The sequence below is a fragment of the Shewanella sp. BF02_Schw genome (assembly GCF_014596695.2).
Taxonomy (GTDB): Bacteria; Pseudomonadota; Gammaproteobacteria; order Enterobacterales; family Shewanellaceae; genus Shewanella.
The window spans coordinates 81110-93842 of the sequence record NZ_JABKAW020000003.1 but is presented as its reverse complement, the minus strand read 5'-3'; the positions used below and the strand labels follow the sequence as shown (position 1 = coordinate 93842).

Below are 12733 nucleotides of genomic sequence, written 5' to 3'. Positions count from 1 at the left end.
CCAAGCACAATAAAACAAGTGATAAACTGTGTCAAAAGGATAAAAATCGTTACAAAAAGCTGCTCAATTGCTAAAGTGAGCTGCTTTTTCCTTTTAATGCGTACCTGAACTGGCAACATGAGATTAAAACAAATAAAACTTGCTGGATTTAAGTCGTTTGTAGACCCAACTAAAATCCCATTTGATAACGCCTTATCAGCGATTATTGGCCCTAACGGCTGCGGAAAATCCAATGTGATTGATGCCGTGCGCTGGGTGCTGGGCGAAAGTTCGGCAAAGCATTTGCGCGGTGATTCGATGACCGACGTTATTTTTAACGGCTCATCGGCACGCAAACCCATTTCTGTTGCGGGTGTCGAACTGGTATTCGAGAACATTCAGGGAAGGCTCACTGGACAATATGCCAGTTATCAAGAAATCTCGGTAAAGCGACAAGTTAACCGCGACAGTGAATCAAGTTATTTCCTTAATGGTCAAAAATGTCGTCGAAAAGACATAACCGACTTATTCATGGGTACGGGTCTTGGGCCGCGTAGTTATGCCATTATCGAGCAAGGTACTATTTCACGCTTAATCGAATCTAAACCTCAAGAATTAAGAGTGTTTATTGAAGAAGCTGCAGGCATTTCGCGTTATAAAGAACGTCGCCGTGAAACCGAAAACCGTATTCGTCATACCCGTGAAAACCTCGAACGTTTAAACGATATTCGAGTTGAACTCGGTGCTCAATTAGACAAATTATCGCAACAAGCAAAAGCTGCTCTGCAGTACCGCGAATTAAAAAATAGCGAACGAGAGTTGCATAGCCAACTATTAGTGATGCGCTATCAGCAATTGTTGCAGCAAACAGACAGACTTGATGCCGAAACGGCCGAAGGTGAGCTTAAATCTGAAGCGTTAGCCAAAACCGCACAGCAGGGCGACACCAGTGTTATTCAGCTGAAACAGCAATTGGCTGAGCTCAGTGATGCTGAACATAAGCTAGTAGAGCAATATTACCAAGCCGGTAATACCATGACCAAGCTTGAACAGCAGCTTGCTCATCAGCAGCAACAAGACTCTCAGTTACAGCAACAAATTCAAGTATTACAACAGCAAATCAAACAAGCTGACGATAATATTGTCAGCATGACCGATACTCATCAGCAATTGGTTGCGCAATTGGATACTCACCAACCCGCTTATGAACAGGCGAGTATTGTGCTTGAGCAAATCGATGAGCAAGTTTTTGCTATCGAAGAAGCGTGTGATGATCAGCAGCAACAAGTAACCCAATATGCTGAAATCTTAGCGACTCATAAAATGCAGTTGGCACTGAGCCAATCGACGCTCAGCCATCAACAGCAAAGTTTGGTTCAAAACGAACAGTACTTAGCTCAATTACAAACAGAGTTAGCTGTTTTAGCTCAGCAAGACAACCAACAGCAGTTGCACAACAGCACAGCAGAATTAGCTAATGTTGAACAACAACTAAATGATAAACAGCTGCAGTACAGTCAACTTGAGCTTTCCTTACTTGAGCAGCAACAAGCCGTCACTGAAGCGAGTGATGCTTATCAAATCCTTAAGCAAACTGTCACTCGTCATCATTCTCGATTGCAATTTATTGATGAGTTGCTGGCCGATCATACTCAAGATGATGGCCAACAATTATGGCAAGTTATTGAGGTTGTGCCTGGCTGGGAGAAAGCAGTCGATAAAGTGTTACAAGGCTTAAGTCAATTACCTGTTCTAGGGTTGGGGCAAACATCTTCATTGAGCGTTTCTCCGCCTACAGTGGGTTTTGAGCCACAGCATCAAGTGACCTATCCTGCTTTAACAACCCCAGTTAATTTAACGCCATGGTTACAACATGTTGTGTGGGCGTCCAGTCTCAGTGAAGCAAAAGAGTTATTACCAACATTGCTTCCTGAGCAATATATTGCCACTCAAGAAGGTTACTTGATAGGCAATGGTTTTGTGCTCAATCATACTCAGGCAGGGCAATCCGCTATTGTACTGAGCCAAGAGCGAGCAAGCTTAAGCCAGCAATTAATAGAACTTGAGCAACAACAGCTATTGTCTCAACAATCTCTGACATCGTTAACTCAACGGGCCGCGACCACTCAGGTAGAGCTGAATCAATGCCAACAAGCCTGTCATCAGTTGCAAATAGAGCAGACAAAACTGCACTCTTTGGTGACGAGTTTAACTCAACAAGCCGTTGAGAAACGCGATAAGCAACAGCAATGCAGCCAATCAATCGCCAAGCTTGAACAGCAAATGGGTGATAAACAAATGCATGTCGATGCCCTTGAAGAACAAGTGCTGACGCAAGAAGATGTATTGTTGCAAGCGATGAACCAACACGATGTTGCTCAACAAGCTTGGCAAACAAGCCAAGCTAAATTGCGTGAAACCAAAGTTACTCGCACCGATGCTGCAAATAGCGTTAAACAGCTGCAAGCACAAGTGCAACAACATGCTACCCAGCAAGCATTGAGTGAACAAAAATTAAAGCAACAACATGAAAAACAGACAGAATTAGTCAGTCAATTGACTCAGTTACAACAAATGTTGCTCGACAATCAGCAACAACAAGGTCAACATGATTTAAGTCAATTATCAATACAACTGGCGCAAGCACTCGAGCAGCAACAAGCATTACAGCAGCAATTACAGCAAAATCGGTCTCAACAAGCAGAGCTTCAAACAAGTTTAGACCGTTTAGTATTGATGCAAAAACAACAGCTTGTAGTGTTACAAGACTTGACTCAAAAGATAAGCACGTTAAAGTTACGTCGTGAGGGCTTAAAAGGGCAGGCTAATGGGCAGCTGCAATTGCTGCAAGAACAGCAAATTCAGCTACAACAGGTCATTGCCGACATACCTGAACATGCATCTGTTGATGTTTGGTCGCAACAGCTTGAAAAAGTAAAACAGAACATTATACGTTTAGGTGCTATCAACCTTGCAGCCATTGAAGAATTTGAATCGCAACGAGAGCGAAAAGCTTATTTAGACAGTCAAGATGACGACCTAAATAAAGGATTAGCGATTTTAGAAGATGCTATCCGTAAGATAGATAAAGAAACCCGAAGCCGTTTTAAAGCCACATTCGAAACGGTAAACCATGATTTAGGGCTGCTATTTCCTAAAGTTTTTGGTGGGGGAAGGGCTTATTTGGCATTAACCGGTGATGACCTGCTTGAAACGGGTGTTACCATCATGGCGCAACCGCCAGGTAAGAAGAATAGCACCATACATTTACTTAGTGGTGGAGAAAAAGCGTTAACCGCTTTATCATTAGTCTTTGCCATTTTTAGACTGAATCCAGCACCTTTTTGTATGCTAGATGAAGTAGATGCACCTTTGGATGACGCCAACGTCGAACGTTTTTGTCGGTTACTGAAAGAAATGTCACAAAGTGTGCAATTTATTTATATCAGTCATAATAAAATAACAATGGAAATGGCTGATCAACTTATTGGCGTTACTATGCATGAACCTGGCGTTTCAAGAATAGTCGCAGTGGACATTGAAGCCGCCGTCGCCATGGCAGACGCGGTATAAATTTGCAAGACAGGGAATCTAATGAAAGATCTACAACTGGTGTTGTTCGTATTAGGCGCGATCGCAATTATTGCGGTGTTAGTGCACGGTTTTTGGTCGATTCGCAAACAACAACCTAAATCTATGAAACAAAGTCCGATGGCAGGATTTTATAAAGACCAAGCTAAACGTCGAGACTCTGAAGGTTTTGACGCCGATGGCATTGGCAAAGTGCGTGTACGTAAACCCGGTGAGGTTGAAGATGTAGTCATTAAGCCTGTATTAAAGACCAATTTAAGTCAAAAACCACACTCAGGTGCAACTAAGCTCACCGATACTCCTTTACAAGACTCACTGCGTCAGCCTGGTCCGCACCAAACTGAGCCAGAACATATTCAACCTAAAGTAGTACAGCCTGCGCAACAAAGCTTATTTGTTGAAGACGATGTTAAACCTGCTCCTACGGCAAGTACGTCAATGAATACCCCTAAAAAGATATTCAATACTTCAACCAGTACAGCCAAATTAGAAAGTTACACAGGTAAACCTGTCGCCGCCAGACCAGAACCCACTAAGCCAACGGTACAAGCCGCTGTGCCAAAAGTGGATGTTAGCCCTGAAGTAGCGGTTAAAGCTGAAGTAGAGGTTAAATCTGAGGTTATTACCCCTAAAGCAGATGCTCCAGTAAATGAACCTGTAGAGCCGACCGATGTATTAGTACTGCACATTGTTGCTAAAGCAGGCGAGCAAATCCAAGGCGCAGAATTATTGCCAAGTTTGTTGTCGCTCAATTTCAAATTTGGTGATATGGATATTTTTCATCGCCACATCGACAATGCTGGTACTGGCAAAGTGCTATTTTCACTCGCTAACATGTTAAAGCCTGGGATATTTGACCCGGATAATATGGAACAATTTGTCACCCAAGGTGTGGTGTTGTTTATGACCTTACCTGGCTATGGCGATCCATTGATGAACTTCACCATTATGCTTAACTCGGCTTATCAAATTGCCGAGGATCTCGGTGCTGAATTATTGGATGGACAACGCCAACCTTGGTCAGATGCAACCAAAAAAGATTATTTACGACGACTCAATGCGGCGTAGGTTGATGTGTTTATTAAGGCCGCAGCAGCGGCCTTAATTGTTTTATACCTTTACACTTTATCAAGCAAATCACGGTTACAACCTGTATGACGGATGCCACAATGCACGCTATTCAAACTGAAATGGATCAACTTACTCACACCATTAACCAACATAATATTCGTTATTACGTTGATGATGCTCCGTCAATACCCGATGCTGAATACGACAGATTAATTAAGCGCTTAACCGAGTTAGAACGTGACTATCCGCAATTTAAATCGGTAGATTCACCGACACAACGCGTCGGTGGTATAGCATTACAAAAATTTGCTCAAATTACCCACCTTAAACCGATGTTAAGTCTCGACAATGCATTTGAACAAACTGATTTCGCTGCTTTTAATAAGCGTATAACGGATAAAGTCGATAGCGTTGATTATGTTTGCGAACCTAAACTCGACGGTTTGGCCGTGAGTATTACTTATCGTTTCGGCGTTCTTGAACGCGCCGCAACGCGAGGTGATGGTAGCGTTGGCGAAGATATTACTGCAAATGTACGCACTATTCGTTCAATTCCTCTTAAGTTACGCGGTGAAGGATTTCCAGATTTAGTTGAAGTCCGTGGCGAAGTGTTTATGCCTAAAGCGGCATTTGAGGCATTAAACCAGCGTCAAATCAGCAAAGGTGACAAAGTCTTTGTTAATCCTCGTAACGCTGCAGCCGGTAGTTTGCGCCAATTAGACAGTAAAATTACCGCTTCAAGGGCTCTTGGGTTTTATGCTTATGCATTAGGTGTGGTCGAAGGCGAGTCACAACCGATGCAAACAAGCCACTATGGCCAACTAACACAGCTGCAACAATGGGGTGTCCCCGTCAGTAGCGAAGTGAAAGTGACTGATTCATTAGAAAAAGTCTATGCATATTACGCCGATATTATGGCCAGACGAAGTGCGCTTGAATATGAAATCGACGGCGTCGTCATAAAGGTTAATGACATTGCCAAGCAACAAACACTTGGTTTTGTGGCTAAAGCTCCTCGATGGGCCATAGCCTATAAATTTCCAGCCCAGGAAGAAATGACCTTGTTAGAGTCTGTTGACTTTCAGGTTGGCCGAACGGGTGCTGTTACCCCTGTTGCCCGTCTCAAACCGATATTTGTCGGTGGCGTGACCGTGTCTAACGCGACCTTGCACAATGCTGATGAAATTGCCCGTCTTGGAGTGAAAATAGGCGACACAGTGATTATTCGCCGCGCAGGTGATGTTATCCCACAAATTGTTGCTATCGTGCCAGAACAGCGTCCAGATGATGCGCAAGATATTATCTTTCCGCAATATTGTCCGGTGTGTCAAAGCATTGTTGAGCGTTTAGAAGGTGAAGCTGTAGCGCGTTGTAGTGGTGGACTTTTTTGTGAAGCGCAACGTAAAGAGGCGATTAAACATTTTGCATCCCGTAAAGCATTAAATATTGATGGCATGGGCGATAAAATCGTTGAGCAATTAATTGATAAAGAACTTGTCAAAACGCCAGCAGACTTATTTTCCCTGACCGCTTCTAGCATCACGATGTTAGATCGCATGGCGATGAAGTCAGCCACAAATATTGTCGCGGCGATTAAACACGCTAAAGCCACTACATTAGCGCGTTTTTTATATAGTCTTGGGATCCGCGAAGTCGGCGAAGCTACCGCCGCTAATTTAGCCCAACACTTTGCCGAATTTGAGCGTATTCGAACTGCTAGCGTTGAACAACTGCTCGAAGTCGCTGATGTTGGTGACATTGTAGCAAAACACATTCGACAATTTTTTGCACAGCCACATAACATTGAAGTAATAGAGCAATTGCTTGAAGCCGGCATTACTTGGCCTGTTATTGAACAAGCTGACGAATCGCAGCTTAGTCTTAAAGGGCAAACGTGGGTGTTAACTGGTACGCTAACTCAACTTAATCGTAACGATGCCAAAGCCCAATTACAGGCTTTGGGCGCCAAAGTGGCTGGCAGTGTTTCGAAAAATACTGATTGCCTTGTTGCTGGTGAAGTAGCGGGCTCTAAATTAGCAAAAGCTGAAGAGTTGGGCGTTAAGGTGATAGATGAACAAGCTCTGATGGATTTATTAAATGTGGCTAACTAACATGAAAACTAGTATTGCTTTATTTATGCTGGTGCATGCCGATAAGAGTTTATTGTGAATTTTAGTAATATTACTTGGTTAGATGATCGTGGTCATATAAAACCGCCATTATTTTTGTATTTGATTTTGGTCTTTTTAGCCCGTGGCTGGTGTATTTTTATTGCATCCTTAACCCAGTTTAATGACCGTGCTGGTTTAGTAAGGTTATTTTATCCTGAAAAAAGCGATTTTGTATCGGCGCTAATTGCTGGTGTCGGGGCGATACTGATTTATGGACTTATTATTGCCGAGCGTAAACGCAGCTGGCCGATATTAATACCTTTGTTTAGACGTAGTGCTTGGTTTTTGTGGGGATTACTCATTATTGATGGACTATTTTTGTTCCAACGTATGATGCACGATGACTATTTGTTTAAAATTGGCTATTCGATTGATGCACTTTTTCTGTTTTGGTCAGTTATTTATGTCTTCAAATCAAAGCGGCTATATTACTATTTTACCGACTGGACCCCTGATGATAGTACTGTGCAAGTCGAAACCATATCTGATGATGAGATTAAGCCTGATACGAAATAATGTACGACTTGGTATAAATGCACTATTATTTATTGGTTTCCAAAAGCATTAAAATGTATGACTTTGATACACATAGCTCTATTTCAAAAATGTTAGCGTAGAAATGACATTATCATCTCGGCCATAACTTGGCTAATGTGAAAAAGGATCAGTACTTTGGCTAAAACAGAATTAACACAAATACCTGTTTCGCAAATGGTTATCGGGTTAACCGTTAAGCTGCCTTTGTCATGGACAAGCCATCCTTTTTTTCGCAGTAAAGTAAAGCTTGAACAACAAGTGCAAATCGAGATGATCAAAGGTCTCGATGTGTCATTTGTGTACGTGATTGATGGCCATGATTTGCTGCCTAAAGTTGATGAACCCGTTGAAATTGAGCCACCAGAAGAGGTTGTTGAACAAGAAATTGATTATCGACCTTTGGCTAAAAAAAGTATGCGAGTTAGCCAACAGCGCTTTGTAAAATCGGTTAACGATAGTCGAACCGTTTTTGGTAAAATAGTCAGCGATCCTGAAGGTGCTTATCGTGAAGCGGCCACCTTAGTTGAAGATTTAGTCGATCATTTGTATGAAAGTGAAACCCCTCATTTAACGTTAGTGGGCAGTGGTGAAACAGATATTAGTGTGACTCAACATGGTATTTCAGTTGCGGTGATCTCTATGATGATTGCTCACACATTATCACTGTCTAAAAAAGAGGTTCGTGACATTGCATTAGGCAGCTTGTTTCATGACATTGGTAAGTTAAAAGTCCCAGAGGCAATCCGGCGTAAAAAACGTGGTGAGTTAACTGACCATGAAATTAACTTTTTAAAAATGCACCCTAACTTTGGCCACGAGATGCTTAACCGCACCGGATTATTTCCTGAAGCCATGTTAGACATAGTGTTGCATCATCATGAGTTTATTGATGGTAGCGGTTTTCCTAATAATCTGACCGAAGCTAAAATTTTACCCACCACCCAAATAGTGTCATTAGCTAATGACTATGAAACCCTGTTACATCAATACCAGACGCCACAAGTTGCACTGGGTATTTTATTTAAAACTCACAGCAGTAAACACAGTGATAATTTAATTTCGGTTTTAGTTAAAATATTAGGTATTTATCCTCCAGGCACTATAGTGCGCTTAACCGACGAAAGCATCGCTAAGGTGATGATGACAACTGCCGATGTAAAACAGCCACATGTGTGGTCATGTAACCTCAGTGGGGGGGAACCTAGTTTTCGTTTTTTAATTAACGAAGATGTTCAAGTTCAAGAAGTGATGAAATTAGACGAATTATCTGAGGGTGCCATTAAAACATTGCAAGCCAATAGTCCAATTAGTTTTTACTTCAATAACTTCAATCATTAAAATTTAACGTCGTAATATCGAGAATACATGAATACAGTTACTATTATCGGATGTGGTTGGTTCGGTTTGCCGCTCGCGACACAATTAGTTAAACAAGGTATTAAGGTAAAGGCTTCAAAACGTCACCCTGAGGATTTAGTCCAATTACAGCAAGCCGGTATTGATGCTTATCAGTTAGATTTGGCCAATGTGACTAACCAAGCAAAAAACTCGTCTTTATTCGATGCAGACGCTATCGTGATTAACATACCACCGGGACTTAGACGAGGCGAAACTGATTACCTTGGCTATTTAACTCAGTTAATAAACTTGATGGGTGAACGCCAATATCAAAAAATTATTTTCATCAGTACGACTGGGGTTTATCCTTCGCTAGATCAAACTGTAACCGAACAAGATGCTGCTGCTTTTAATGATACCAGTGGTACATTATTACAAGCAGAAGCGATGTTTTCAGCTATGAAAAACAGCTGTGTTGTACGATTTTCAGGCTTGGTTGGACCTAAGCGACATCCCGGACGTTTTTTTGCCGGAAAAATGGATGTCAGCGGCGCCAATGTTGCGGTTAATCTGGTGCATTTAGATGACTGTGTTGCTGCTGTTAGCTTAATTCTTTCTCGCAACGATACTTTAGCTATTTATAATCTTGCTGCAAACGCTCATCCTACTCGTGGTGAGTTTTATGTTGCTGCCGCTGAACATCTTGGGTTAAGTGCGCCAGAATTTAATCAACAACAACAACCCAATAAAACTATCGATGGGCAGTTAATCTGTCATCAGTTAGGGTTTACATATGCGTTTAATAATCCATTCAAAATGCTTGATGCTTGCTAAACTGGCATAGGCTATAATAGCCAGAATATTTTGATTAAAAGGCGATTATTGTGACGACTCAAACTCAAGCGTTTGCATTACTTCAAGGTGATGAATTCGTAGAACTGTACAAAGTACTCAAAGTACTCGGTCTAGTGAACGGTGGTGGCGAAGCAAAGCATGTCATTACCGAAGGTCAAGTTACCGTCAACGGTGAAGTTGATACTCGTAAACGTAAAAAGTGTGTTGTTGGCGATGTCGTTTCGTTCAATGGCGCTACAATTGAAATTGTTCCTGCACAGTAAGGATTGATAAATGCAATTCCCAGAAGATGATAATGGCCAAATGTTGGCTGCAATGGCAGATGCCGGTATTGACCTTACTCAATCAATAGAAGTAGATTTCTTCTTGGTGTTTGACGATCAACGTGATGCCGAGTCAGCCTTAGAAGCATTAAGCCAAAAAGACCTCCAAGGTGAGCTTGAGCTTAACTTTGATGAAGAAAGCACCAAGTGGGAAGTGATTGTTTGCCTACAAATGGTACCTGAATACGCAACGCTTGTGGCTAAAGAAACTGAGTTAAATAACTTTGCCAAAGAGTTTGACGGTATTTCTGATGGTTGGGGCGTGATGCAAAACCAAGCCAGCGATAATGAATTTGCAGATGATGACCATGTTCACACTGAGCATTGTAAGCACTAACATTGCCAGCAACTAACATAGTCTTCACTATAGATTGAATTATTCAATTGAACAAAAGCCGTTAATGCCCAGCATTAACGGCTTTTTGATTATACAAAGCGACGTGGTTTAGTCTTCTTTTATCTCATTAATGACTTCTTTGGTTTCATGTCCAATAGCTTTAACGGTATCGCGCGTCCCGTGACCGATAGCGGTGGTCACTTTTTTTGTGGTGTGACCGATTTCTTTGCCAGTCTGTTTTAATTCAGCACAGGCGGACAAAGATAGAATAAAGCTAAACGATATCAGTATTACGATGATTTTTTTACACATTGTAGTAGCCTTATCAATAATCTAATATGAGATGTATCATCAGCTTAGCGTCGTTGCTATTTCAGCATAACGGGTTTGATGGTTAAAGGGTGTAATCATGGAGTTAAATGGCACATTGATTGGCCAAATTATTTTCGTTTTAACCTTAGTTGTGGTGTTCTTCACCTTAAGATTTGCCAAGGGGAAAACCACAAATTTACCCTTGGTGGGTTTTTACGCTCTTGTGTTAAATCTCATTTTTGCCCCTGCTGGGTGGATATATTGCTGGTACTGGTCAACCAAACCGTTTTTATCCAAATAAATTCAAACTCAAGAAAAAAACGAACTCAAGAAAATCACAAACAACTAGGATGAGATAATAAACTGTTCGTTCTATTTTAGGTTAACTAATTTATGGAATATTAACCTCGGTTAATGGTGATATCAGAGACATATCCATGTTCTGTCGCTATTAAGGCTTGCTTGAGCATGGTGGCGGCTTCTGTTGCCGTCATAAAGCTTGATGTATTAATGTCTTTGCCACTGGTTTGCCAAAAGTCCGTTGCCATTCCTCCTGGATATACCGCAATCAATTTCATCGGGCTGCCTTTCAATTCTAATCGTAACGATTTTACCAATCCCTTTATGGCCCATTTTACGGCACAGTAAGTCGACTCATTTGCTTTGCCAGCTTGCGCAGCGGTCGACATCACGACTACTACAGTAACGTTGTGATCACGATAGCGACTAATAAGTTCACGCAGCACTAGAATGCTTGAAGTGAGATTGTTGTGTATTAACTGATTAATCGCTTCAGGTACTTGTTGTTCGATAGGGCCAAAATAACCACTACCAGCACAATGAATAACCTTGCTTGGCGGCGCTGATAAACGCGAAAATAATGCACTGACATCTTCGGCCACACACAAGTCTGCTGTGTGAGTTTGTACGTTAGCTTGCTCTGGTTGAGTTAGATCAGCCATTACACCTGCTAATTTTTGCTCACTGCGACCTGTCACCAATAACGGTTGATTTTCTGCAGCATACAGTTGTGTTAGTGCAGCACCTAAGCCGCTACTTGCGCCGGTAATAACAATCATAATAAAACCTTCAGCTCAATATTTACTAGGCCGACTACTATAACAATGCCTAAGTGAAGCGCAAAGCGGTTGTAGTTCATTTCTCAAATCGATTTTCAATTCTGATGTTTAAGTCAATATAAGCTTATTAATGGGTAATACGTTATTTGGTCAGTGTTTATTAGCCCAAGCTGAAATTAGTTGGGTAAAGCGGAATAAATTACACAGAACGCTTTGTATTTTGACGATAAAGATTGTCTAATAACGCCTTATATTATGTCAGCCGACTTCACGCTATTCCTAATAACGAGACTCCCCATGCTTGAACTCACGCTCCAACTCGCGGTTATTTTATTTTTTGTTGCTCTGGTTGCGGGGTTTATCGACTCGATTGCTGGCGGCGGAGGCTTACTGACCATTCCCGCATTAATGTGGGCAGGGTTACCTCCAGCAGCAGCATTGGGTACCAATAAGCTGCAAGCGTGCGGTGGCAGCTTTTTTGCGAGCTTATATTTTGTACGTAAAGGGATGGTCGATTTACGCAGTATCAAACTGTCGTTGATATGCGCTTTTATTGGTGCATCAATTGGCACAATATTAGTACAAATGATCGATGCTAAATTATTAGAAGTGGTGCTGCCATTTTTGATTTTGGCCATTGGTTGTTATTTTTTATTCTCTAAAAAAATAAATGAACAAGATCGCCAACAAGTCCTCACCCCAAGTGTGTTTGCTTTTACTGCCGCATTGGGCGTTGGCTTATATGATGGTTTCTTTGGCCCAGGCACCGGCAGTTTTTTTGCTTTAGCATTTGTTTCATTGGCTGGTTTTGGTTTGGCCAAGGCAACCGCGCATGCAAAGCTACTCAATTTTGCCACTAACATTGCGTCGTTAATTTTCTTTTTAATCGGTGGTCAAGTCGCAGTGGTATTGGGATTAATTATGCTGGTAGGCCAAGCAATTGGTGCTACGTTAGGTTCACGTTTAGTGGTGACTAAAGGCGTTAAAATCATTAAACCTTTGGTGGTAGTGATGTCATTGGGCATGAGCGGCAAATTATTGTGGTCGCAATACATGTGATAGCAGTACATGTGATCGCGGTACATGTGATCATAGTAGCGATAATTTGGGTTTATTAACGCCAGCATTATGTGGTGTACG

The 12733-nt window shown here is 41.7% G+C and carries 11 protein-coding genes; 9 read left to right on the top strand and 2 right to left on the bottom strand.

What is annotated here, in order from left to right:
* Positions 1-117: 117 nt before the first annotated feature.
* The 8 genes from HNW13_RS13135 to HNW13_RS13100 all read left to right on the top strand — a co-directional run bounded on the left by HNW13_RS13135 (position 118) and on the right by HNW13_RS13100 (position 10202).
* A complete protein-coding gene (locus tag HNW13_RS13135) occupies positions 118-3552 on the top strand; it encodes a chromosome segregation protein SMC (protein WP_192115947.1) in 3435 nt (1144 codons plus the stop codon).
* Between the two features lie 21 nt (positions 3553-3573).
* Positions 3574-4638 (top strand): cell division protein ZipA, encoded by a 1065-nt coding sequence (gene zipA / locus HNW13_RS13130; protein ID WP_192115946.1) that lies wholly within the window; start codon positions 3574-3576, stop codon positions 4636-4638.
* A gap of 101 nt (positions 4639-4739) precedes the next feature.
* Positions 4740-6752 carry an NAD-dependent DNA ligase LigA gene (gene ligA / locus HNW13_RS13125; RefSeq protein WP_192115945.1) on the top strand — a complete coding sequence of 671 codons (2013 nt, stop codon included), beginning with the start codon at positions 4740-4742 and terminating at the stop codon, positions 6750-6752.
* A gap of 54 nt (positions 6753-6806) precedes the next feature.
* Positions 6807-7328, top strand: coding sequence for a DUF2919 domain-containing protein (locus tag HNW13_RS13120; RefSeq protein WP_101088068.1), 522 nt, complete (start codon positions 6807-6809; stop codon positions 7326-7328).
* Positions 7329-7484: 156 nt separating this feature from the next.
* The gene (locus HNW13_RS13115; RefSeq protein WP_192115944.1) at positions 7485-8687 is read left to right on the top strand and encodes an HD-GYP domain-containing protein; all 1203 of its coding nucleotides are present in this window, start codon (positions 7485-7487) and stop codon (positions 8685-8687) included.
* Positions 8688-8714: 27 nt separating this feature from the next.
* A complete protein-coding gene (locus tag HNW13_RS13110) occupies positions 8715-9521 on the top strand; it encodes an SDR family oxidoreductase (protein WP_192115943.1) in 807 nt (268 codons plus the stop codon).
* Between the two features lie 50 nt (positions 9522-9571).
* Positions 9572-9805, top strand: coding sequence for an RNA-binding S4 domain-containing protein (locus HNW13_RS13105; protein ID WP_101088074.1), 234 nt, complete (start codon positions 9572-9574; stop codon positions 9803-9805).
* Positions 9806-9815: 10 nt separating this feature from the next.
* A complete protein-coding gene (locus HNW13_RS13100; protein WP_162022792.1) occupies positions 9816-10202 on the top strand; it encodes a ribonuclease E inhibitor RraB in 387 nt (128 codons plus the stop codon).
* Between the two features lie 108 nt (positions 10203-10310).
* Here the strand turns inward: HNW13_RS13100 and HNW13_RS13095 are convergent, their stop codons facing one another.
* The gene (locus HNW13_RS13095) at positions 10311-10514 is read right to left on the bottom strand and encodes a hypothetical protein (protein ID WP_101088078.1); all 204 of its coding nucleotides are present in this window, start codon (positions 10512-10514) and stop codon (positions 10311-10313) included.
* Positions 10515-10915: 401 nt separating this feature from the next.
* Positions 10916-11593, bottom strand: a complete 678-nt coding sequence (locus HNW13_RS13090; RefSeq protein ID WP_162022793.1) for an SDR family NAD(P)-dependent oxidoreductase — start codon at positions 11591-11593, stop codon at positions 10916-10918.
* A 297-nt stretch (positions 11594-11890) separates the two neighbouring features.
* Between HNW13_RS13090 and HNW13_RS13085 the strand changes: the two genes are divergently transcribed.
* On the top strand, positions 11891-12652 hold the full coding sequence (locus tag HNW13_RS13085; RefSeq protein ID WP_192115942.1) for a TSUP family transporter: 762 nt from the start codon (positions 11891-11893) through the stop codon (positions 12650-12652).
* Positions 12653-12733: the final 81 nt, after the last annotated feature.

Bases quoted from the DNA above. Each gene is read 5' to 3' on its own strand.
- HNW13_RS13135 (WP_192115947.1), top strand. From the start codon at position 118: ATGAGATTAAAACAAATAAAACTTGCTGGATTTAAGTCGTTTGTAGAC.
- zipA (WP_192115946.1), top strand. From the start codon at position 3,574: ATGAAAGATCTACAACTGGTGTTGTTCGTATTAGGCGCGATCGCAATT.
- ligA (WP_192115945.1), top strand. From the start codon at position 4,740: ATGCACGCTATTCAAACTGAAATGGATCAACTTACTCACACCATTAAC.
- HNW13_RS13110 (WP_192115943.1), top strand. From the start codon at position 8,715: ATGAATACAGTTACTATTATCGGATGTGGTTGGTTCGGTTTGCCGCTC.
- HNW13_RS13100 (WP_162022792.1), top strand. From the start codon at position 9,816: ATGCAATTCCCAGAAGATGATAATGGCCAAATGTTGGCTGCAATGGCA.
- HNW13_RS13095 (WP_101088078.1), bottom strand. From the start codon at position 10,514: ATGTGTAAAAAAATCATCGTAATACTGATATCGTTTAGCTTTATTCTA.
- HNW13_RS13090 (WP_162022793.1), bottom strand. From the start codon at position 11,593: ATGATTGTTATTACCGGCGCAAGTAGCGGCTTAGGTGCTGCACTAACA.
- HNW13_RS13085 (WP_192115942.1), top strand. From the start codon at position 11,891: ATGCTTGAACTCACGCTCCAACTCGCGGTTATTTTATTTTTTGTTGCT.